The organism is Coleofasciculus sp. H7-1 (assembly GCF_057473865.1).
This window is the reverse complement of sequence record NZ_JBYCCT010000034.1, coordinates 205,333-229,062: the sequence shown is the minus strand read 5'-3', so window position 1 is coordinate 229,062 and position 23,730 is coordinate 205,333. Positions and strand designations below refer to the sequence as shown.

The window sequence follows — 23,730 nt, the reverse complement described above, 5'->3', positions numbered from 1 at the left end:
AGGCTCTGTCAGTTGTTATGGAATGGTGGGGCAGTTACTGGGACGCTGGTTTGCATTAATGGCTGCTCCCGCAGCTTTACCCTGAGCATCGGCTGTTGCCGCACACAATAATGTTTCAATCCACGGATCGTCCCGATTTACTTCCCTAAAGTATTCGCTAGGGGGAGTGGTAGGCGGTTGCGTGAATTGTTGCGTAATCAAGTCAGGCAACTGAGACAGCAGCCCCACATCATAACCCCATTGGCGGTTAGGTGGGTAGTAGAAGGGCGACATCCCCTCAGTGCTGCTCCCGGAGAGTGGGGTATTTCTAGTTCTATAAACCTGTCGGTAGTCTGTGCCGAACAAAGTTGTTTCTCCCTTGGGGGTAGAACCAGTTAGTTGAATTGTTTGCCAAGGACCTGTAGCGTAGGCACTGCGTTTGTACTGGATCAATGAACCACTAATCCGGCTGTTAACGTTTTCCCAGTTTTCTAAGAAACGCACAAAGTTTTCCAAACCGCCGTTTGATTCTGTGGGACGTGCAGGTGTATCGCCAGCGATCGCTACTAAATTAGATTTTGTCTCAGTAGCTGTCTGCATCCAGTTTTTGCCCGTATCTGTAGATATACCCAGTGGATTGAAGCTAGAGCTACCGGGGGTACCAGTCGGTGTGTGTATTTGCAGAACGGGTACTAACAGTGGCTGTTCTTTCGGATCGTTTCCGATTAATTTTAGTCCATTAGCTGTTTTGTAAAACAGTGGATTAGTTGCAGCGTAATTAGTTGTTGCCGGTAGCGGGATACCACTGTACGAAGCTTTAGGAGTCGTTTGATACCACAGAGTCGGGGCATTAGGTTTGATCCGAGGTAGGACACCAGCACCGGGAAATGCCTGAATTTTACCTACACCATCAATTCCCAGAGGAATCGGATGCTTATTGGCATCAAGGTTTAGGTTACCGCCAGTCCTTTGAAAAGCCACGCGACGAGCATATCGTCGGAATTCTGGATTTGAATCAGCCAAGTCTGAGTCGTAGGCAAGATCCGCTGTTGTGCCTGCCTTATGCATTCCTATGACGTCGTACGACGCATTTATTTGAATTGATGCTTTCATTCCTGCACCATCAACACTCCAGTCAGCAGGTGTACAGCTCGAAACAGGCACTTTCGTACACATTTCCATCAAATACTCTGGGAAACCTACCACCCGTCGCTGAATTGGGGTGACAAAGTTGTTGACATAGGAACTGCCCTGAATTCCAGTAGCAGTAGCAGCTATATCAAAGTCTTTAGGAAAGCCATCTGCTGGCTGAAACCAATCAGCACTGCTGAGAAAGTTATTGTCAAAGAAGCCATTTAGTTTCTGAACTGCTGTGGCTGTTATTTGTGTCTCAAGAACGCTAATGTCAGTACTGTTCTTGTTCCCATTGAGGTCAAAGCCAACGACAGTCTCATTTACTGGGTCTGCTGGGGAGATACTGCCGTTGCCATTAAAGTCGTAGCCAACAGGCGCGTTGCCTACATTATTTCTCAGGTCAAAGTCTCCCTCATTCCGGAAACCAAACCTGTAATTATTAGAAAGCAGGGTGACAGCATCTGCTAAAACTGTTGCCGAACGCCACGTATCACCTGTTGTGCATTTGTCGTTAGGAAGCCTAGGATCGCCCGTGCGACAGGCGAAGTTGTCGTTTATAGTCGCAGCGGTACGAGCGTAGAAATTGCTCCAAGTATCTGCCAACAAGCTGCCACCTTTAAACTCTTCGCCGCTGCTATGTAAATTAAAGTCCCCCTTTACGTAAGCGGGCAAATTACTAGCCAAGATAAACCCTTTTTCTTCGGGTCTGTAACCCGTCTGGCGGCTTAAATTGCTGCCATTTGTTAATACAATCGCATTGGGACGGCGGGTTGGGTCGAGCTTATAGTCAGTTGGGCTTACTAGCTTGCTGTTGTCGCTTTTATCTAGTAATGCGTCATCACGAGTAGCATAAATAATGCCGCTATTGGGTATCAGATACTCTTGACCACCAGGGCCACCTGCAATTGTTTTTGTCCGCAGTAAATTTACATCTAATACCGTAGCCCGAACTTCTAGAGGCTGACGCAATTCAAGGCTGCGATCGTAGTTTGTACTGAATGGGTCTACGGCAGTCCCAATGGATTTTATCTCTCTGGCGTCAAGGAATGTTGTTTCGTAGATAGCTCCATGAGGGACTGGCGGAGCGCCCATCGGCGCGGGGCTAGGACTCTTTAAAAGCTCTATAGCACAAATCGCTGTATCAATTGCTGAATTTTCAGCTAGCGACAGTGCCTTACCCAGACTATTTGTTTCCAAAGCATTTCTTAATGGTTCATTAGCAATCCGCCCATCAGGAAATACCAGTTGTGCCTGCCGGTTTAACTGAGGCAAATTGGCGGCGATATTTCTGCCAGGAAAAGCATAAACGATGCCGTTGTTGGACTTGCCATTCTCCAATCCACCCGGACTTGCGAGTGTGCCTGCGGTTTTGTCAGCTGAAGGATTTATCCAGTTTGCTAACAGAGCCTTTTCGTTTTGGGCAGTAATCGCATTTGTAGGATTGTAGTAGCTACTCACACAGGCAATTGGTAGCTGAGCAGCTCCCGCTCCCTGCGTGTAGTGATAAACAGCCGTGGCTCTCATGAGCAGGTCGCCCTTTACCCCTACTGCCCCTACAGCTCCAACTGTCATGGGCATGGAATCAGGCCAGACATAGATGTTTGGAAAAGCAGGAGATTTATTAAGGTTAAGCGGCGGAGTCACACCTGTATTAAGAGCAGGAGTCGGCAAAAAGGAGTTTGGGACGCGTGGTTTAATGGGTACTCCCTTTAAAACAACCCCATCATCATCGACATAAATTCCTGCACCCGTGACTATACGCAACCCACCCTGATTATCCAGCGGATTCGGCTTTGCCTCAGCGGCTTTTTGTTCCATTAAACCGTCCCGTTCCGTGACAGCCGCATTTAGATTCGTAAGCTTATCGACGCGGGTGGTGCGGGTACGAGCCTGAGTAGCGGGGTTGTTACCCACGTCATCCCAGTTGTTCGTAGGTAGAACTTTTTGAGGCGAGTCTTTCCCGATGAACTTTGTTGTTGCGGTGTCATACCAGAGGAAAGGCAGGTTGTTACCGACCAAAATGCGATCGCCAATCTTATCTTCCCGACCCTTATAAACCTCCTGCTGTTTTTGCGGTTCTGTCGCCGCTAGCTTATTAAGCTGCAATGTCAAACCCGTATTAGAAGTATTATTATTTGTGAAATCAAACGGATATACCCACTTATCCAGGGGTCTTAAAGAATCGCCGCTACCTAGCAGCACAGTGCCTGCCGTTTCAGTACCTACCCCACTGGCACCAAAAGCAACTTCCTTAAATGGAACGCGGCGCAGGCGTTTCCCAAAGTAGATTTCCAGTTCTTCTCGCCGTAAGTTGACTGGGTCTAAAGTGTTGCCAGCCGCTGTTTGGCGCTTGCTAATATTATTCTTAACTTCCGATGGATCTGTTGTATCAGCTTTAGGAACTTGTGCAACTACTAATAAGTTCAACCGCTCAGCATACGCTTGACTGTTATAGGCTATGTCAGTTGCTGCTTCCGTAACAGACTTATTAGTACTATTAATATCAACTTTAACCGGAGTGGCACCAACCTTAGCATCTGGGTTAAATAAATCTACCTGAACCGCATTCCCTTCTCCCTCACCAGTAATACGACCATTGCCTACATTACCACCCACAACAATTCGGCTATTTTCTTCCTCAAAAAAACAAGAATCTGGACTACTAACCTGATACAGCTTGATATCCTCAAAAACCTTACCAGTTAGCAAGTTAGCATTCGCAACGATACGTCCATTCAGCTTTAAACCAGCGCCTGGTGCAATCTCTAGGTCGTCTTCATACACAACCGCATTGTTAGTGAGGGGAATGCGAGTTTGATCTTGTTGAAACTCCAGAGCTGAAAAACCTTTGGTTTTTGCTTCTTGATATTTATTCGTATCCGTATCCGGACCGAGAACCACCTTCGCTTTATCTGTAATCGGTACAGTAGCAGTGAAAACATAGAAGCTTTTCTTCAGCTTCGAGCCTAGTTTTTGCCAGTTCGTGTCCCCTACTAAACTAGCGCTAGTGCCTTGGGCTGCCGGACATTGAGCGCTGCTTGAGCTATCATCCAATGGCGGGGTTCTGGCTTCTAGAGGCTTTCGGGGTCGATCAAAGTTCCCAGAGGTGCGAGTAGGACTCCGAAAGAAGATGCCGTATAGTGTGAAACTATCAAACTTACCATCGTTATCTGTATCTACTGGATATCTCCATGCAGTTTTTAAGGTTTCTTGCTTTTCCAGCTGACCTATTTCATTTAACGCACCGCCATTTTTATCTATATCAAAACCCAGCTTCAACGGAACCTCATCACCCAGCGTATATGCTTTAATATTGCTGGTCAAAGCCTCGTATAGTGGGCTATCTCCAGGCGTTGAGCGCGGCAGGGTGGGGTCAGTAAATAAAGCTGCTATCTTAGCTTTAGCGCGGTCAATTGCCGGAGTCCCAGCCGCCAGAACAGCTGTATCTACCCGAATATTGCTGGCGTTTTTAGACCGATCGAAGGCTCGGAACATCATGGCAGTGGTGAGCAATATGACCACCAAGATCACCATTGTGACGGTTGGCAGCAGAAATCCTGCCGTAGTAAGCTTTGATCGACGACCGATGATCAGCAAGCTCCGCAAGAGCCAATTCATGAGCGTTTTGGTAATCACTCTTGCTAGCTGCATCATTTGTCGGAAAAGATTCTGGATAGCTTTAACTAGCTTGTTGCGGGATGACATGGCTGCTTTCCTGGCAAAGGTGAGAGATAGGTGGAATAAAGAGTGTAAAACTTAAAAAATTAAGAACTGGCGTCGAAAGGATTGAGAAAAGGCTGATTGCCTGAAATTTTGCTTTTTATGAGGTGAGGGGAAGCTTCATCAAAAATTTATAGTTTGGCACTTCTCCTCTGTCTTAACAACCCAAGTTCTGATAGGCAACCGGGAAACTACGCACTCAGATGTTCAACCGCTTGTTAAATCTTTCAGTACCTTTCCGGAGCAGAGGCGTCCGTCCCGTATTGTGAAACAAAGGCTAGGTGTGCGCTTCCCTCAAGGGATAGATTTAAGAATCTCTATAAACTGTCTTTGCAATAGCGTTTAGCTTTAACACAACTTAACGAATATTTGGGGTAGATTCACTGTAGTTAGGATACCCAGATGTTGCGAAAAACCTATCACCTCTAGTAAAAAAAATAAAGAAACTGCCCAACCCGTACCAGAAGTGGGGTATCAGGCAGCACATAAATAACAAACTGTAGAGACATTGCAGGCAACGTCTCTACTAGAAGCCATAAGCACTCAGGGATTCTCTAGAAGCTGTACTAATAACGATTCAGGTTAATTCCCGCTTCTTTAGCCATCACTTGTAGACCTTTTAAATCTAGGGTCTTGATTGCCTTTGTGGAAAGCCGTAGCTTCACCCAGCGATTCCCTTGAGGCCACCAAATCCGCTTCCATTGCAGATTTGCTTCCTGTAGCTTTTTGGTACGCCGGTGAGAGTGAGAAATTGCATAGGCATTATTAGCCTTTTTGCCGGTTAGCTGACATTTGCGCGACATAGTCTAGTCTCCAGATTTTGGTTTCGTTAATACGCTCAGACTAAAGTCTGGCGCTACACAAACAAAGTCCGCCTGCGCGGACTGATTAGTAGTAGCCTGCTGCTGGCAGGCTTAGTTTGTGTAGCCGCGACTTCAGTCGCCCTGGTATTGCAAGAAGTCTATTGTACCTAAGCTATTGCTTGGGTGGGTAATTGCCCACCCATACTCGCCTAGCGTTCCGTAAGACGAGTTAGCACCTGATTCGACCGTTCTACAAAGGATTTCATCCCTTCAGCGTCAAATCCTTTCTGAGCCATTAGCGCCAAATCATAGATATGCTGGCACATCAGATTAGCCAAATCGCCTGTAGGCGATCGCCCCTCACCTTGAATAATACTGCCTTGGCTCAACTGAACCAGATTTTGGATCAGTGGATGCGCGGTATTCACAACTAAGGTATGTTCTTCCGGAAATTCAACATTTTGCTGCTGCATCAGCGCGTTCATCTCCCGCAGACGCCGCAGAACTTCTGGCAAGAGTACCATTGCTGGTGGGGTTCCTTGCGGGTCATCTGACTTTAGCGATTCGGTACGAATGTTCAGTTTGGGCTTGTTGAGGGCGTTCTGGAATAACTCTTTGATCTGTTCTGAGCGAGTTTTGTTGGTCTTGGGGTCAACAATTTCTCCTGCTTTATCCTGGTCAAGCAAGGTTTTGTCGAGGTCGGAGTCTACGCGGGAGAACTTGACATTCGGATGTTCATGCTCTAAGAAGCTGATGAAGTGGGAGTCTATGAAGGAGTCCATGAACAGGACTTCCAGCCCCTGTTTTTTGTGTAGTTCTACGTAGGTCGCCTGGGAGACTTCATCGGTGCAGTAAAAGACTCGATTTTCATGGCGATCTTTGTTGCGCTCCAGGTATTCTTTGAGGGTGGTGTAGTTAGGGCTGAGGACTGTGGACTGAGGACTGAGTGGTGAAGCCGGGGTTTGAGTTGGGGTGACTTCTTGCCAGACATCGCCCTCTTGAGATTGCACTTCAACGGCTGGGATATCGGTTTGGGGAGTTTCTGGAGTTGCTTGTGTAAGGTTGGCAGTGGTGCGATAAATCAGTATGTCTTCGACTTGCTTTTTGAATTTGTCGTCGTTGAGGGAGCCGAATTTAACGAAAGTGCCCACGTCTTGCCAGCAGCGGATGTACTCGTCGCGATTTTCGCGGTAAAGTTCTTTCAAGCGATCGCCCACTTTCTTGGCAATGTAATCGGCAATTCTCCGCACCGTCCGGTCATTGGTCAAGGAACTGCGTGAGACATTTAAGGGGATATCCGTGCTATCAATGACGCCTCGCAGCGGCAGCAGGAACTTGGGAATCACTTCTTCGCAGTGGTCGCTGACAAAAACCTGATTGCAGAACAGCTTAATCTGCCCTTTGGTGGTATCCACATCCGGCTTGAGCTTCGGGAAGTAGAGAATCCCATTCAGGATGAAGGGATAGTCGGTGTTGAGATGCACCCACAGCAGCGGCTCTTCTTGGAAGGGGTAGAGGTAACGGTAAAATTCTAGATAATCTTCTTTGGTCAGGTTTTGGGGCGATTCCTTCCAAGGTGCCTTTTGCCGGTTGATGACTTCCCCATCCAGTTGGATAGCGACTGGCATGAAGTCGCAGTAAGTTTTCACTAACTGCCGAATCCGCATCGGTTCCAGATATTCCATCTCCTCATCCTGAAGCGTGAGGGTGATGGTGGTGCCGTGTTCAGTTTTCGGTGAGTTTTCTAACTGAAATACGGGTGAACCATCGCAAGACCAGTGAACTGCTTGTGCCCCTGCCTGGTAAGAGAGGGTATCAATCTCGACTTTTTGCGCCACCATGAAGGAGGAGTAGAAGCCAAGACCGAAGTGACCGATAATCTGTTGCTCGGCGCTGGTTTGATACTTCTGGATAAATTCTTCGGCGCTAGAGAAGGCAACTTGGTTGATGTATTTCTTAACCTCCTCTGCGGTCATGCCGATACCGTTATCCGAGATGGAGAGGGTTTTTTTGTCTTTGTCAAGTGCGATTTTAATTTCTGGTTCGCCCAGTTCGCCGGTAAATTCGCCTGCGAAGGAAACCATCTTGAGTTTCTGGATGGCATCCACGGCGTTTGAAACCAGTTCCCGCAAGAAGATTTCGTGGTCTGTGTAGAGAGATTTCTTGATAATCGGGAAAATATTCTCGGTATGAATCGTGATTGTGCCTTGTTCCAGCATAGTTATGAGTCTCTAGTTCGCTTGCTTCGAGTATCTTAAATATTGATTGTGAGCGATCGCTGTTGGTTCTGAGTAGGGGTAAGGGATGTCTAAACCTACGGGATTCCCACCCGCCGGAGATGCGGATTTCCCTACTTTCTAGTTTAGTAAGGGAAATTGTAACTGGGCGCGATCGCTCAATCCCCACTCAGAATGCTAATTGTTCGTGTTCTTTTCCAGTACGAAAAAGTAGTTATAGAGTTTCAAGAGAGCGATATTTTTTTCTCAAATGTCAGACCTATTTTTTCAAGTGAACTTTTAGCTTCATCTGCCAGTATTGTTCATCCGTCAAAGCTTTTTTGCTATGATAGATGAACTGTTCTTTTTAAATATTCACTGCTGTTCATTATAGACATAGACCTGTTGATGACGAACATCAACGCAGCCTAACTCTCAATATAATTTAAGTTTCACTTTATCCTCTCTAGTAAATTAAGTTTATAAATGATTGCTTAACGATTTGGCTAGCAATAGCCCAATTTAACCGAGATTGATACTCATCAAAGGCTGACATAGCTAGTGTTTTATAATTTCCATGATTTTCCATAATAGACACTATATAGTTGCAGTAATTTGAGATACTAGCATCTATTGAAAAAGTTTTACCATTCACATTTTCTGTGATAATAGTTGTAATACCGCCTATATCACTTGCCAAACAGGGTACTCCAAAAGAATTTGCTTCAATTAAAACGTGGGGGGAACAATCTGCCACAGTAGGTAAAATTAGAAAATGAGATTCAGTCATAAGTCTATTCAATTTATTTAATCCTTCTTGGGTGGATTTATCAATAAATCCTTGAACTTCAACAAAATTGGGCAGAGGCTCATTAAGGGTCGGTTTACATCCAACTACTGTTAATATTGTATTCAAACCCATTTGGTTTAATTGATTTGTTACCTCTAGGGCAATGTTACCCCCTTTCCGGAGCCAGTCAACACCCACAAATAGTAATTTACATGGGCGGGGAATTCTACATTCCACTATTTTGTGAATATCATCCTTTGTTCGATTACACTCTATATTAGCTCCCCAAGGAACTACTTGTACTTTAGACGGATTAATACCATAAAGTTTAATAGCTATTTGAGCAGCCCAGTTTGATGAAAATATTACTAGCTTGCATCTATCTAATGCAGATTTTTCTAAATCATATATATTTTTTCTGGTTTTATCACATAAATTACTCAAATAAGGATAAAAATCAATCAATCCTGCCAAAGTTGTATCTATCCACAGCACAATAGGTTGCTCACATTTAAGATAGGCAATTGGCAGTGCATTTTCTGTACACAACACAATATCTGGGTTTAAACCAGATATTTTTTTTGAAACTTGATTCGCATAATCTCTTACCACTAATGGTTCTGACCAGCTATAATAATCTTTCTTAAATAAATATCGATAAAAGCTCCACTTAATTTTGGTTATGAGTGTAAACTTTTTCTTCAAGGGACTAATATGATTTAATATGATAGATTGAGATTCTAAATTTCTTGAAATGTAATGAGCTGCTCCCCATATCCCTACATGATTTTTGGGAGGCTTAGAATAATTGGTTAGTTCAAAAGTTGTTACATAAGCAACTTTCATGATTCTATCCTACTTTTATGCTATATGAAACCAAGTTGATTTATCACTTAAGCTACAGTAATTCTGTTAACAGACTTTTGACAGTTTTTCCGGCTACGCTCCAATTTAACCGAGACTGATACTCGTTAAATGAAGAAATTGCTATTTTATCATATTCATAAACTTGAGTAAATGTTTGTAAAATATAACTACAATAATCTGCAATACTAGCATCTAATGCAAATATTTTACCATTCAAATTGTCTCGAAGAATCGTTGGTATACCACCGACATTTGTTGATATGGATGGCAATCCAAATGAACTTGCTTCTCGAATAACAGCGGGGGTCCAATCTTCTCTTGAAGGTAAAATAAGAAAATGTGATTCTACAAATAATTGTTCCAGTACTTGCTGACCATCCTTTTTCGATCTATCTATAAAACCAAGCGATCGCACAAATTTTGGTAAAGGTTCATCACTGATAGGTTGACAGCCTGCTATAATTAATTCAGTAGTTAAGCCTGATTTGTTTAACTCTTTAGCAATTTCTAGAGCAATATCACCGCCTTTTCTAAACCAATTAATGCCTAAAAAAAGTAATTTACATATCTTTGAAGTTTTTTCTTTTAAAATATTTTTAATATCATCTAACGTTCGGTTGCATTCTATATTGGCTCCGCTAGGAACTACTTTTATTTTTGATGGATTAACCTTATAAGTTTTCATTGCTGCTTGAGCAGACCATTCTGATGAAAATATAACTAATTCACATTTTTTTAAAGCTAATACATCCATAGTATTTAAATTCTTAATTGATTCCCTACAAGGAACTCCATCCGGAAAAGAATTCATAATTCCAGAGAAAAGAGAGTCTGTCCATAGAACAATAGGTTGCTTGGACTCTAGATAAGCAATCAAGTTGATATTTGGAGACACAATTACATCGGGATTGCTATTTAATAACCTCCGGGAAATTTGCTTAGCGTAATTCTTGCTAGCAGATGGTTCTGCCCAATAATGATAAGGAGCTTTAGTTATATATTTATATAGGCGATTTTTAAACTTTGCTAGTAGTGAATGTTTTTCTTTTAAAGCATCAAAACACTCAAAAAAATCAAATTGATTTTCCAGCGCTTTAGACATATAACAGCTACTTCCAAAGTGACCTAGTAGATGAGGAGGAACGTTTCCTTTTTTTAGAAAGTCATATTGAGTGACAAATGCTATTTTCATTGCCTGTTTTCTAGTATTGGTTTTCAGTTGATATAGACTTGTTGCTTTTTTCAGCTTGACGCCTATGTATTACAAGGGTTAGACCTAAATCCCAATGCTTTTTTCTCCAGTAATTGTCCCTAATAAAGTATTATTTTCTAGACCGAATATAACTATGAAAAATATTCTAGTTGGTAGCTTGTGCTATTCTTATCAAGTTTTCAGCGACTAATTTTTAACAAATATTTTATAAAATTTTGGAAAAGGACTATAAAATCGACCTAATTGGGACTGAAATTCACAAGCTTGAACAAAATCATTAGAGAGAAAATCTTTATTTTGCCGGTAGTAAGTTAATAGTTTGAAACCATCTCGTAATGTAAAGAATGGTATCAAAAAAGGTAGGAAGGGGCGCTGCCAGCGATAAAAGCGAGCGACTCGTGTTAGATGATTGGAAAGACCATATCCACGAGCCAGTCTGAGTAGATAGGCTTGTTCTAAGCGATTTGGGCGAATATGGTGCCAAATCTCCAATTTGGGATTGTGCCAAACTTCCCACTTACTATTTTGAATATAGAACATTATTTCTGCATCTTCACCGGCAGCCATTGTTTTCTCGTCTCTGCCAGGTATTAGAAGTTTTTCTGGAGGAGGAATGGCGTCTTGCCATGCCTGCTTTCGGATGACTGAACCGGGTGCAGCAGGAATTCGGCGCGGTTTATCCGAACGCTTGTAGTGGAAAGCCGTTGAACCTCGGTTATAAATAGTAAGATACCCTTTTATTTGCTCAAAGTAGGGCGGTGGTGGTTCATCGAGTTTGGCATGAATAATTCCACCGTAGGCTCCCACTTGGGGGCGATCGCAACCAAAGCGATAAGCTTCACCTACCCAGTTGTCTGCTGGTAGATTATCATCATCCAAAAATCCAATCAAGTCGCTGCTTCTAGCTTCCTGCACGGCTCGATATCGCGCATAGGCAGCGCCTTGTTTAGCTTCAAAAACATATCTCAACTGGCTATTTTGACGCCAGTTTGCCGCATAGCGAGCAACAACGGCAGCAGTATCGTCATTGCTATTGTTGTCAACAACCAGCACTTCCCATCCAATATCCTCTGTCCCAACTTGATGAAGCAGTTGATCTAGAACTTCGGGCAGACGTTCTGCACCGTTATATGTGCAAATTGCTACAGTAAAGTCCACGGATATGTTCTTGGCGTTGTCGCATCAATTTTGGATGTTGTATTGCTTTCAGACTAACAGTAGAGACGTGTGGAGGCAACGTCTCTACTGATGATTTTTAAATGATTTGAGCTTCGAGGAGGCTGACGGGCTGTTTTTTACTGAAAGTCAGAGTATTGTCCAAACAATCAACCAAGATGGTGTCGCCACTCACGAAGGTGTTTTCTAGCAGCGCCGTGGCAAGTGTATTTTGCAATTCACGCTGAATGGCACGTTTCAGAGGACGGGCACCATAGATCGGATCGTAGCCGACTTCCGCCAAGTGGTCTTGGGCTGATGCTGATAGTTCGATGGTGATTTTTTGATCGGCTAGCAGCTTCTCAATCTGCTTGATTTGAATGGTGACAATCTGGCGCAGTTCGGATCTTTCCAGCCTGTGGAAGAGAATAATGTCGTCCACGCGGTTGAGGAATTCGGGGCGGAAGTGCGATCGCAAGGCATCCGTCACCTTCTTTTGCATCAATTCGTATTGGTCTTCGTTGCCTGTCAGATCGAGAATATACTCGCTGCCGATGTTGCTCGTCATCACAATCACCGTATTCCGGAAATCCACCGTCCTGCCTTGGGAATCAGTAATTCTTCCATCATCCAGCACTTGCAGCAAGATATTGAAAACATCGCGGTGAGCTTTTTCCACTTCATCCAGCAGCACGACCGAGTAGGGGCGACGGCGAATTGCCTCGGATAGCTGACCGCCTTCTTCGTAGCCGACGTACCCTGGCGGGGCACCAATCAGCCGCGAGACGGCGTGTTTTTCCATGTACTCGGACATATCAATTCGCACCAGGGCGTCATCGCTGTCAAACAGGAACTGAGCTAAGGCGCGGGCTAGCTCTGTTTTGCCCACTCCTGTTGGTCCCATGAACAGGAAAGAACCGATCGGGCGACCGGGATCTTTCATCCCCGCACGGGTGCGACGGATGGCGGCGGAAACGGCAGCAACGGCTTCTTGCTGACCGATGACCCGTTCGTGGAGATGAGATTCCAGCTGGAGTAACTTTTGCCGTTCCGACTCTAGCAGTCGGTTAACCGGGATGCCCGTCCACTTGGCGACGATTTCGGCGATGTCTTCTTCGCGTACCTCTTCGCGCAACAAGGCAGCACCGCGAGATTGCAGTTCCAACAGTTGGGCTTCTTTGGCTTCCCTGTCGCGTCCTAAAACCTCCAAACGTCCATACTTCAGCTGAGCAGCTTTGTTAAGGTCGTAGGCGCGTTCTGCCTGCTCTATTTGCACCCGGAGTTTATCTTCTTCCTCCTTCACCGTGTTAATGTCTTCCAGCAGCTGTTTTTCTGATTGCCACTGAGAACTGAGTTGAAGTTGTTTTTCACTCAGGGAGGCAATCTCTTGTTCGATGCGCTCTAAGCGCTCCTGAGAAGAACGGAAGGCACCCACAACTGCTAAACCCGTCCGTTGACCTTCTCCTTGCAGGGAGAGCTTTTCCATCTCAAGCTGCATCACCCGTCGGTCAATTGCCTCTAGTTCTACAGGCTTGGAAGTAATCTCCATTTTCAGCTTGGCAGCGGCTTCATCTACCAAGTCAATTGCTTTATCTGGCAAAAACCGCTCGGTGATGTAGCGATCGCTCAAGCTGGCGGCGGCAACTAAGGCAGAATCGGTAATTTTCACGCCGTGGTGGACTTCGTAGCGTTCTTTCAGCCCCCGCAGAATCGAAACCGTGTCTTCTACGCTGGGCTGCTTGACATAGACTTGTTGAAACCGGCGTTCGAGTGCCGCATCTTTTTCAATGTGCTTGCGGTATTCGTCTAGGGTCGTCGCCCCAATGCAGCGCAGTTCTCCCCGCGCCAGCATCGGTTTGAGCAAGTTACTGGCATCCATTGCCCCTTGCGTGGCACCAGCACCAACCACCGTGTGCAGCTCATCAATAAACAGGACAATCTGACCGACTGAATCGATGACTTCTTTTAGCACCGATCTGAGGCGGTCTTCAAATTCTCCCCGATATTTTGCTCCCGCAATTAAGCTACCCATATCTAGGGCAATTAAGCGGCGGTTTTTCAAAGATTCGGGTACGTCGCCGTTGACGATGCGCTGGGCTAAACCTTCTGCGATCGCTGTCTTCCCGACACCGGGTTCCCCAATCAGCACCGGGTTGTTCTTACTCCGGCGGGATAGCACCTGCACGACGCGGCGGATTTCCTCATCTCGCCCAATCACTGGGTCAAGCTTACCGGATTTGGCTCGTTCTGTCAGGTCGCGCCCATACTTCTCCAAGGCTTCATAGCGTGCCTCTGGATTTTGGTCTTTTACTTTCTGGGTACCCCGAACCTCTTTAATCGTTGCTTCTAGCTTTTGGCGATCGAAGTTGAAGCTTTTGAGCAACCGGCGTCCGATGCGGTCATCTTCGGCGAAGCCGACTAATAGATGTTCTACCGAGATGAATTCATCCTGCAAGGTAGTTCTTGAGGCTTCAGCCCGGTCTAGCATGACATCTAAGCCCCTACCCAGGTATAGCTGGTCAACGACAGCGACTTTGGGCTGGCGTTGGGTGAAGGCTTCGAGTTGCGACTTTAACGCCTGGATGTCTACATTGACTCGACTCAAAATCCGATTTGTCAGCCCTTCTGGGTCTTCCAGAAGCGCGATCGTTAAATGCTCTACCTCTAGCTGCTGATTTTTGAATCGACGCGCCACATCTTGAGATTTGATGATGGCTTCCCAGGCTTTCTCGGTAAACTTGGCAGGGTCAGTAGGCTGCATTTTATAAAACGAATCTCAGTCGAATACCGTGTCTCACACGCCAGTATAACAATCTGTAGTCAATGGCTAATTGCAAGATTGCTAATAAAAAAAATTCCATCCCCATTGGGAGGGAGGGAAAGTAGGGTAGGATGAACGCCCACCTTGTGACTCAGCACGGGCGGAGAGACCCCACCCCTACAGCTTATGCTTCTGCCTCAACTGGCTCTGGCTTCGGTTCGCGCACTTCCTGCTTGATGGTGAGGTAGCGGATCACTTCTTCCGACAGACGCATTGCCCGTTCCATCGGCGCTACCTGGCTGCCATTGCATTTGTAGTTCATCTGAACATAGATGCCTTCCCGATGCTTGCCGATATCTTGAGCCAGACGCCGCCGACCCCGATGCTGGATTTCAATGTCGTGTGCCCCATTGTCGCTCAAGATGCTCTGATACTTGGCGATCGCCAAGTTTACAGGTTCCTCGCCCAAATCGGGACGGAGGATGTACATAGTTTCATAAACGATCTGCATTGCTGTTAATCTCCTTATGGACAAGACGGCTTCTTCTAGCACTGGGGCTAGGAAGTTTGGGATAGGTTCATGGAAGTCGCCCCTTGAAAATCTCAAATCGCTAGCCTATAGCGTCTAAAGATGAAGAAGCAAGGAATTAAAATCTTACTACCAGTCCATCAATTGTACAAAGTTACCAGGGTAAATTCACATCACCGTCCAGACCACACATCAGCATAATCAAACACCAGTCAACATTATGGCGCAGCGCTACGTCCGAGTCCGAACCGCAAAAGGGCAGACTTACTACGGTTTACTGCAACTAAGCCGAGGTGTTCAGGTGCTTGATGCGCCTCCCTGGTTACACGGGCAACCTACGGATTTGCAGTTAGAACCAGATACTTATCAGATTCTGGCTCCTTGTGCCCCGTCTAAAATTATCGCGGTGGGCAAAAATTATGCCAGCCACGCCGCTGAAATGGGGACGGATGTGCCAAAAGAACCGCTACTATTTCTCAAGCCGCCCACTTCTGTCACCGCAGCGGGAACAGAAATTCACTACCCCCCGCAGTCGCAGCGAGTAGACTACGAGGGCGAATTGGCTTTAATCATTGGCGATCGCGCTCATTCCTGCACGCCAGAGGAGGCACAAACTAAAATTTGGGGTTACACCATTGCCAATGATGTCACCGCCCGCGATTTGCAAAAGCGGGATCTGCAATGGACGCGGGCAAAGGGATTTGATACTTTTTGTCCTTTGGGACCGTGGATTGTCCGCGAGTTGAGTCCTGCTGCCCGCTTGCAAACTTTTCTCAACGACGATCCCCAGCCAGTGCAGTCAGCACTGATTAATCAGATGGTGTTTGCGCCCGATTTTCTGGTGTCTTACATCTCTCAGGTGATGACGCTGTTGCCGGGAGACGTGGTGCTGACTGGAACGCCCCAAGGCATTGGTCCTATGCAGGTGGGCGATCGCGTTCGCATCGAAATTGAAGGCATCGGTCACATGGAAAACACAATTGTGGCACGCCCCACCCCAGCAGCGCCCTAACCCAGCCCTGCCTGCGGCAAGAAAGAAACTAGGGGACTTGGCTGTAAACTGCCTCCGAAATCCCAGGAATTTCTGCGTAACGTCCTAGCACTGACTGCACAACTGAATAGGCGCAGGCAGCAAGCGTGCCCAGAAAAACAACATTAAATAGCGTTTGTCCTACCAAGCCAGTTCCTAGCGCTGGAGTCAAAATGCTCAATACCATAGTACACAAAAATAGAGCAATGTCTATTAGGAGTGCCTGCATCGTGTTGAAACGAATAAAATGGCTAATCTTTTCGTTTCTAACTACGCCTAAGAACAAGACAAAGAAAATTATTAAACTTGCAAACGGTATAGTGTAAATTGCTAGCAACGGTTGTAGCGGCAATAAAATTAGTGCCAAGACAGGAAATTGTCTAAACAGATACGCCCCAAAAGGAAGCACAGAAAGCAAAGGGAGCAAATAAGGAAGGCAAGCGAAAATCCGGTCTTTCGTTGTCGCTGAACCACGCCAAGTCATCGTGCGTTCTCCTGAAATAATGTATTTATCGCAAGTTATTACTAAGTTCAGGATAACGCAGATGTTATGTCAACCAGGACACCCCTGGGTCAGGCGTGTCCCACCAGATGCATAGAGCCTGTAGCGTAGCCTTGTCCGTTAGAGAAAGTAGCGATCGCTATTGATCGGCAAATCGCAGATAGCCCCTCAGCAAACTTGAAACTTGAGCAAAACGAGATTACTCAATCTTGGCAATACGGAAGCCCATTAGACACTCGTATTGATCGGGTTGATTTTCGGTAAGCTTGTGAATCGCTTGAGCGCAGCGGAGTCGCCCATGACGCCAGCGCGGTTGACCGCTTTGATCGGCAAGTAAACAGGTCTGACAAACTTGCTTGGGGGAGAGTATCTGCTCATCCGTAAGAATGACTAACATTTAATACCTCCGCGAGAGCTTTAATCCGCCCTCATCCATTCTAGGTTAGGTTTTCGGCGAGATATGGTAAATTAACATACAGCTTAATGTCCTCTGCTAAAAGTAGGACTGAGGATTGTTAGCGGAGCAGCGCTTTGCGGGTGCTAGAAGAAAGGCGGGAAGGAAATAAATTTGGCACCTAAGTTTGGGATCTGAACAGTATGGGCGTCTAATCCCTCTAAAGTCTTGCAGTTTGTAATTGCATCGGTTGCCAAGTGGGTAAGATTAACGTCATGTGCAACTTTTTCTAAGCCCCAATTTATCGGGGGTTGGGGATCAAATGTCAAGCAAATTTTGTTAGCTCCCCCTAGCCCTCCATCAATGGGCGAGAGAAATACAGAAAGTTGCATACCGCGCCAGGTTAGGTAGTTTGAATTAAAGGTTGCCAAAAGTTGTCAGCTTCAAGTGTTAGCAGAAAAGTTGGGATAGACACGACTCCAACAGCGTTAAGATTGAAGACTCCAGAAAATACTGGCATGAGCTAGTATCGCGGACATGGCGTTGACCGAAAGCGCACCCGAATCAAAGTTTGAAAGGAAGACTGACACTATTTCTAGGGGTTCACTTTGTGAGTAAAACAAACTTAGACTTTCTAGCCGAAACCGATTCCGCCGTTGCCAGCTTTGTCCAAGAAGAACTCCAGCGCCAACGCGCCCACTTGGAGCTAATTGCTAGTGAAAACTTCACCTCCCCAGCGGTGCTGGCAGCACAAGGCTCGGTATTAACGAATAAGTATGCCGAAGGGTTGCCGGGGAAACGCTATTACGGCGGCTGTGACTTTATCGACAAAATTGAGCAATTGGCGATTGACCGTGCCAAACAGCTATTTGGGGCGGCTCACGCGAATGTGCAACCGCATTCGGGGGCACAGGCAAATTTTGCCGTTTTCCTGACGCTGTTGCAGCCGGGAGACACGATTATGGGGATGGATTTGTCCCACGGGGGGCATTTAACTCACGGTTCGCCGGTAAATGTGTCGGGGAAGTGGTTTAAGGTTTGTCACTATGGAGTCAGTCAGGAAACCGAGCAGCTAGACTACGATCAAATTCGGGATTTGGCGCTACAACACCGTCCTAAGTTACTGATTTGCGGCTATTCAGCTTATTCGCGCATTATTGACTTTGAGAAATTCCGGGCGATCGCTGATGAAGTCGGCGCTTATCTATTAGCCGATATCGCCCATATTGCGGGTTTAGTTGTCACAGGTCATCACCCCAATCCTCTCCCCCACTGCCACGTCGTCACCACCACCACCCACAAGACCCTGCGCGGTCCCAGAGGTGGCTTAATTATGACCAGCGACCCGGAACTCGGCAAGCAACTAGATAAAGCCGTGTTCCCCGGTACTCAAGGGGGTCCCTTAGAACACGTCATTGCCGGTAAGGCGGTGGCATTTGGGGAAGCATTGCAACCCGCATTTAAAACTTATTCGGCGCAAGTGATTGAAAATGCTCGTGCCTTGGCAACCCAGCTGCAAAAACGCGGCTTCAAGATTGTTTCTGACGGGACTGACAATCACTTGATGCTGGTAGACTTGCGCTCTATCAGCATGACTGGCAAGCGAGCCGATCAGCTAGTGAGCGGAGTGAACATTACCGCTAATAAAAATACCGTACCCTTCGATCCAGAGTCGCCGTTTGTAACCAGCGGCTTGCGGCTGGGTTCGCCAGCCATGACGACGCGCGGGATGTCCACTACTGAATTTACAGAAATTGGGGATATTATTGCCGAACGGCTGCTGAATCCAGAAGATGAAGCAGTGGCGGCGGAATGTCGGCGGCGAGTGGCAGCATTGTGCGATCGCTTCCCCCTGTACCCCCACCTGACAATTCCCGTACCAGCCTTGGCATAGAAATAGTAGGGGCGACCATGCCCCTACTACCCATTCCCCACTGCCAATTCCCCATCACCAAACGTGCCTCTTCCCGTCTGAAATGTAGTAGACTCTGCCTGACGATGGTTTTGAAGGATGAAAGATCAATAGCGATTAGCAATCAGCTAACAGCTTTTTTTTGATTTCTGCCTTCTGATGTCTAGTACCCTACTTAATTTCAGATGCCCCCCCAGCTGTATCACCTGGTTGCCTTTCTCGTATCTGCCTGTGTTGTCCTCTGGGCAACACCCGTTGTGAACAAAATTGGCCTCCAAAAGGGACTGGTTGATTTACCCAGCGAACGCAAAGTCCATAAGCATCCTATCGTGCGGGTGGGAGGTGTCTCTATCTTTGCAGGCACCATTATTGCCCTACTGATTGTTTGGGGAACCGGGGGATTTGGCGCTTTAAGCGCAGATAAATCCTTAGAAGTTTGGGGCGTTACCGTGGGTGGTCTTGGCTTTTTCCTGGTTGGCTTAGCCGATGATTTGTTTAGTTTGTCGCCTTTCTTGCGGCTGTTTATGCAAATCATCATTGCCAGCTGGGCTTGGCACCTCGGCGTCCAAATTGACTTCCTCACAGTTCCCTTCGCTGGATTGGTAACATTGCCAGACACAATTAGCTGGCCCATTACCGTCATTTGGCTAGTAGGTATGACTAATGCCATCAATTGGATTGATGGTCTAGACGGTCTAGCTGCTGGTGTTTCTGGTATCGCTGCCGTGGTGATGCTGATTGTAAGTTTGTTTATGAACCAACCGGCGGCAGCACTGATTGCCGCAGCGCTTGCCGGTGGCGCATTGGGATTTCTTCGATATAATTTCAACCCCGCTCAGATTTTTATGGGGGATGGCGGAGCCTATTTCATGGGCTTTACCCTTGCCGGTGTCGGGGTGATTGGCTTAGTAAAAAGCACTGCTGTCACTGCGGTGCTGCTGCCTTACCTGATTCTGGCTGTGCCAATTGTGGATATGTCAGCGGTGATTGTGCAACGGCTGTGGCGCGGCAATTCGCCTTTTATTGGCGATAAATTCCATCTGCATCATCGGCTGCTGCAAGCGGGTCTGCCGCAACGTTTGATAGTTTTATTTATCTACGCTTTGACTCTCTGGGTGGGAAGTTTAGCGCTAGCGTTGGCTAAAATACCAAGCGGAGTGGCTTATGCGATGGGTGCAACGTTATTACTGGGGTATACCAGCTGGCAAGTTTGGCGAAATTCGCGGATGAGGAGTGAGGAATGAGGAGAAATACAAAATTAAAAAATAAAAAACTTTTGCATGAGTGCTGAAATTATTTGTGTTGGTACGGAACTGCTACTCGGCGATATTCTCAATAGCAACGCCCAATTTTTGGCGCAGCAACTAGCCTTTCTGGGAATCCCCCACTACTATCAAACGGTGGTGGGAGATAATCCTGGGCGTCTCAAGCAGGTGTTGGAAATTGCCAGCGGCAGATCCCATCTACTGATCTTTACCGGCGGTCTGGGTCCCACTCCCGATGACTTGACAGTGGAAGCGATCGCTGATTTTTTTGGCGTTCCCTTGGTAGAACAACCGGAAATCGTCGCAGACATTACTCGCAAATACGCCATGCGCGAGCGTCAAATGACCCCCAGCAATCGAAAACAAGCGCTAATTCCCAAGGACGCCTCAATTTTACCCAATCCAGGCGGTACAGCCCCCGGTATCATCTGGCAACCCCGCACGGGTCTGACGATTCTCACCTTTCCCGGCGTCCCTTCAGAAATGAAGCGGATGTGGCAAGAAACTGCCATCCCCTATCTCAAGAGTCAAGGCTGGGGCAAAGAAATCATCTACAGCCGGATGTTAAAATTTTGGGGAATTGCCGAATCGGCTCTGGCTGAAAAAGTCGCGCCCTTTCTCGACCTACCCAACCCCACAGTTGCTCCTTATGCCCTTCAGGGAGAGGTGAGGCTGCGAGTCTCAGCAAAAGCGGTGTCAGAACCGGAAGCGCTAGGACTGATTGAGCCAGTGGCGCAACAACTACGACAGATAGGAGGGCTGGATTACTATGGCACCGACACTGACACGCTAGCTTCTGTTGTCGGCTTTTGGTTGCAAGAAGCCGGTGAAACGCTTTCGGTAGCAGAATCCTGTACGGGTGGCGGATTGGGGCAGATGCTAACCAGTGTCGCCGGGAGTTCCAATTATTTTTTGGGCGGCGTCATTTCTTATGACAACTCGGTGAAAATTTCCCTTTTGGGCGTCAATCCAGAAGACTTAGCCCAAATGGGAGCGGTGAGTGACACGGTAGCCAAGCAAATGGCTGTGGGCGTAAAGACGCGCCTCTCGACCACCTGGGGACTCAGTATCACAGGCATCGCTGGACCGGGAGGCGGTACGGAAACCAAGCCGGTGGGATTAGTTTATATTGGTCTAGCGGGGCCGGATGACACGGTAGAAAGTTTTAGGCAGCATCTGGGTCAAAATCGAGAGCGAGACTCTATTCGGTACGCCAGCGCCTGTATTGCCCTTGACCAACTGCGGCGAAAATTATTAACCAGAAAGTTAACTACGGATCTATCTTAAGACGGATAGACGCTGCATAGGCACACACATCCATAGTGAGACTACTCACCTCTTTCCCAATGTGCTAGGGTTAGAATAAATCTTAACTACAATAGGATTCATAAACTCTCACGTTTGCCCTGTTGTTAAGTACTCATCCTGGTTGTATTGCAGGAGTTTTCAATTCAATGGACTATATAGAAAATGTGTTGGAAAAGCTCAAAGAATGGGCACGCAAGCTCATCGAAACGCTCCTGGGACCGGAAGCTGAGCCGGAACCCGAACCGATTCCAATTCCAGTGAATGAGAGATCGTCGCGCCGTCGTAGTTAGTCTATTGAGTTGCTGCTGAAACCTTGGGCACAGTTACTATTTTGGTGCTGCACGGACCAAACCTGAATCTATTGGGACTCCGAGAACCAGGGATTTATGGATCTGTGACGTTGGATGAGATTAATCGCCTGTTAGAACAAGAAGGGCAAACGCTCGACTGTAAGGTATTTACTTTACAGTCAAATCATGAAGGCGTCTTAGTGGATGCGATTCAGAATGCCTTTGGGCAGCACCAAGGAATTTTAATGAACGCTGGGGCATATACTCATACCAGCGTAGCGATACGGGATGCGATCGCGGCTGTTAACCTTCCGACTGTAGAAGTGCATCTGAGTAACATTTACCGACGAGAAGCTTTCCGACATCATTCTTATATCGCACCCGTTGCAATTGGGCAAATCAGTGGCTTTGGTGCAGAGAGTTACCGCTTGGGGTTACACGCTCTAGTTCACCATTTGAGACAAAAGAGTGGCGGTGAATAAAATTCGTGGCAAGTTCTTGTCCCTGTTTGGGGGACTGATGACCCAGTCATAGAAGAGATTCGGTGCTGCTTCCCGGTGCAACAAGCGATCGCCTGAAAACGAGCTTCATTGAACGCATAGCATCTTGGCTCGGTCGTCTCAGCAAAGGCGACCGATTTTTTTTGGAGTTGATTTACTCCCCGTCAGGTAGCCATTTGCTGCCAAAGTTCTTATTGTATGGGTTTTTTGAGTGACAAGTGCTGTTGCTTGTTGCTGAAAATTCCTCAGCTCAACTGTGCTGTACATTCAAGAATCAATCTTTGATTTTCTAGGGCGTAAGGCTGAATTTCCAGCGCTTGTCGAAAAGCTTGAATGGCAGCGCTGTATTCTCCCAGTGCGGCATGGCACAACCCCATCCCATGCAGCGCCCCAAAGTGGAACGGGATGAGCTTAACAGCCATTTGACAGTCTTGGAGCGCCTTTTTGTACTCCCTAAGAATATAGTAAAGAACGGCTCGTCTATTCCAGGCTTCCGCGAAATTTGGTTGAGTCTCGATCAGGTCAGTCAGTAACTCCTCAGCTTTGGCAAGCTCTCCTGCCTCCAGCATTGTCTGCGATCGCCCAAGCAGTTCAAACCCCACCGCTCCCTTTTGATGAAACCAGACGCGCCATAGCTCTGCTGTAGCCTCATAGCGGACGTTTTCATCAGGATTTTTTAGGTCTTCTAGTAACGAATTAATAGAGAATTCATTCATGAATATCACTTCCAGTCGGTCGCGTTGGCTTCTAATCTCTCTATCCTTATGTTTAGCAGCTATCTGTTGGATAGGGGCAACTACCGCTTTGTCAGGAGGAACGATCGTGTTTGCCGGAAAACCACCCACTAATCTCGGTGTCCAGTCAGGTCAACTAGCGCCCTGTCCTAGTACGCCCAACTGTGTCAGCAGCCAAAGCCAAGATGCCCAGAATAAAATTGAGCCTTTGACGTACAACTCTTCTCCAGCGGAAGCGATCGCTAACCTCAAGACAGTTATCGAGTCCCTCCCGAAAACCAGAATTATCACCGAAACTGAAAATTACCTCTACGCGGAATTCACCAGTGCGCTTATGGGGTTTGTCGATGATGTGGAATTTTATCTGGATGAAGGCGCAAAAGTCATCCAGGTTCGTTCAGCCTCCCGCTTGGGACAGTCGGATTTGGGGGTGAACCGTAACAGAATCGAAACCATTAGAGCCAAACTCAACGAACTGAGAAGCTCGGTGTAGAGTAAAACCCTCCTCAATCGGTTCGCCCCTAGAGAAAAGCAAGAATCGTTATCTCGTTACCAGGCTGAGTCTGGTAACGAGATAAAGCTTCTCTTAGCCCCCTCCTTGCTTGCGGGGAGGGGCTTGGGGGTGGGG

At 46.8% G+C, this 23,730-nt stretch carries 18 protein-coding genes; 7 read left to right on the top strand and 11 right to left on the bottom strand.

Annotated features, from left to right (window positions below):
* Positions 1-15: 15 nt before the first annotated feature.
* The 8 genes from hpsA to rpsF form a co-directional block, all read right to left on the bottom strand.
* Complete coding sequence (gene hpsA, locus AC2VDX_RS09385) at positions 16-4,818, bottom strand: hormogonium polysaccharide biosynthesis protein HpsA (protein ID WP_378182654.1); 4,803 nt, start codon at positions 4,816-4,818, stop codon at positions 16-18.
* A gap of 581 nt (positions 4,819-5,399) precedes the next feature.
* Positions 5,400-5,636: a 50S ribosomal protein L28 gene (rpmB, locus tag AC2VDX_RS09380; protein ID WP_378182651.1), complete on the bottom strand. Its 237-nt coding sequence runs from the start codon at positions 5,634-5,636 to the stop codon at positions 5,400-5,402.
* A 209-nt stretch (positions 5,637-5,845) separates the two neighbouring features.
* Positions 5,846-7,855, bottom strand: a complete 2,010-nt coding sequence (htpG, locus tag AC2VDX_RS09375) for a molecular chaperone HtpG (protein WP_378182648.1) — start codon at positions 7,853-7,855, stop codon at positions 5,846-5,848.
* Positions 7,856-8,318: 463 nt separating this feature from the next.
* A complete protein-coding gene (locus tag AC2VDX_RS09370; protein ID WP_378182645.1) occupies positions 8,319-9,488 on the bottom strand; it encodes a glycosyltransferase family 4 protein in 1,170 nt (389 codons plus the stop codon).
* A gap of 52 nt (positions 9,489-9,540) precedes the next feature.
* The gene (locus AC2VDX_RS09365) at positions 9,541-10,701 is read right to left on the bottom strand and encodes a glycosyltransferase family 4 protein (RefSeq protein WP_486928140.1); all 1,161 of its coding nucleotides are present in this window, start codon (positions 10,699-10,701) and stop codon (positions 9,541-9,543) included.
* 207 nt (positions 10,702-10,908) lie between these two features.
* Entirely contained in the window at positions 10,909-11,880 is a 972-nt protein-coding gene (hpsE, locus tag AC2VDX_RS09360) for a hormogonium polysaccharide biosynthesis glycosyltransferase HpsE (RefSeq protein ID WP_378182639.1), read from the bottom strand.
* A gap of 97 nt (positions 11,881-11,977) precedes the next feature.
* Positions 11,978-14,638 carry an ATP-dependent chaperone ClpB gene (gene clpB, locus AC2VDX_RS09355; protein WP_378182636.1) on the bottom strand — a complete coding sequence of 887 codons (2,661 nt, stop codon included), beginning with the start codon at positions 14,636-14,638 and terminating at the stop codon, positions 11,978-11,980.
* 184 nt (positions 14,639-14,822) lie between these two features.
* Complete coding sequence (rpsF, locus tag AC2VDX_RS09350) at positions 14,823-15,149, bottom strand: 30S ribosomal protein S6 (RefSeq protein WP_378182633.1); 327 nt, start codon at positions 15,147-15,149, stop codon at positions 14,823-14,825.
* 238 nt (positions 15,150-15,387) lie between these two features.
* Between rpsF and AC2VDX_RS09345 the strand changes: the two genes are divergently transcribed.
* Positions 15,388-16,179: a fumarylacetoacetate hydrolase family protein gene (locus AC2VDX_RS09345; RefSeq protein ID WP_378182630.1), complete on the top strand. Its 792-nt coding sequence runs from the start codon at positions 15,388-15,390 to the stop codon at positions 16,177-16,179.
* A gap of 28 nt (positions 16,180-16,207) precedes the next feature.
* On the opposite strand, the gene AC2VDX_RS09340 is transcribed toward AC2VDX_RS09345, so the two are convergent.
* Both AC2VDX_RS09340 and AC2VDX_RS09335 read right to left on the bottom strand, forming a co-directional pair.
* The gene (locus tag AC2VDX_RS09340) at positions 16,208-16,681 is read right to left on the bottom strand and encodes a Tic20 family protein (protein WP_378182627.1); all 474 of its coding nucleotides are present in this window, start codon (positions 16,679-16,681) and stop codon (positions 16,208-16,210) included.
* A gap of 217 nt (positions 16,682-16,898) precedes the next feature.
* Entirely contained in the window at positions 16,899-17,096 is a 198-nt protein-coding gene (locus AC2VDX_RS09335; protein WP_378182624.1) for a hypothetical protein, read from the bottom strand.
* A 607-nt stretch (positions 17,097-17,703) separates the two neighbouring features.
* Between AC2VDX_RS09335 and glyA the strand changes: the two genes are divergently transcribed.
* The 5 genes from glyA to aroQ all read left to right on the top strand — a co-directional run bounded on the left by glyA (position 17,704) and on the right by aroQ (position 22,350).
* Positions 17,704-18,987, top strand: a complete 1,284-nt coding sequence (gene glyA / locus AC2VDX_RS09330) for a serine hydroxymethyltransferase (RefSeq protein ID WP_378182621.1) — start codon at positions 17,704-17,706, stop codon at positions 18,985-18,987.
* A gap of 203 nt (positions 18,988-19,190) precedes the next feature.
* Positions 19,191-20,249 carry a glycosyltransferase family 4 protein gene (locus AC2VDX_RS09325; RefSeq protein WP_378182618.1) on the top strand — a complete coding sequence of 353 codons (1,059 nt, stop codon included), beginning with the start codon at positions 19,191-19,193 and terminating at the stop codon, positions 20,247-20,249.
* Positions 20,250-20,285: 36 nt separating this feature from the next.
* Positions 20,286-21,557 carry a competence/damage-inducible protein A gene (locus AC2VDX_RS09320; RefSeq protein WP_378182615.1) on the top strand — a complete coding sequence of 424 codons (1,272 nt, stop codon included), beginning with the start codon at positions 20,286-20,288 and terminating at the stop codon, positions 21,555-21,557.
* A gap of 167 nt (positions 21,558-21,724) precedes the next feature.
* The gene (locus AC2VDX_RS09315) at positions 21,725-21,868 is read left to right on the top strand and encodes a hypothetical protein (protein WP_378182612.1); all 144 of its coding nucleotides are present in this window, start codon (positions 21,725-21,727) and stop codon (positions 21,866-21,868) included.
* Positions 21,869-21,891: 23 nt separating this feature from the next.
* Entirely contained in the window at positions 21,892-22,350 is a 459-nt protein-coding gene (gene aroQ, locus AC2VDX_RS09310; protein ID WP_378182609.1) for a type II 3-dehydroquinate dehydratase, read from the top strand.
* 263 nt (positions 22,351-22,613) lie between these two features.
* Here aroQ and AC2VDX_RS09305 read toward each other — a convergent pair whose 3' ends face one another.
* Complete coding sequence (locus tag AC2VDX_RS09305; RefSeq protein WP_378182606.1) at positions 22,614-23,084, bottom strand: tetratricopeptide repeat protein; 471 nt, start codon at positions 23,082-23,084, stop codon at positions 22,614-22,616.
* On the opposite strand from AC2VDX_RS09305, the gene AC2VDX_RS09300 reads away from it, so the two are divergent.
* On the top strand, positions 23,083-23,595 hold the full coding sequence (locus AC2VDX_RS09300) for a DUF1499 domain-containing protein (RefSeq protein WP_378182603.1): 513 nt from the start codon (positions 23,083-23,085) through the stop codon (positions 23,593-23,595). The two genes, AC2VDX_RS09305 and AC2VDX_RS09300, sit on opposite strands and share 2 nt — an antisense overlap.
* The last annotated feature ends 135 nt before the right edge of the window (positions 23,596-23,730 follow it).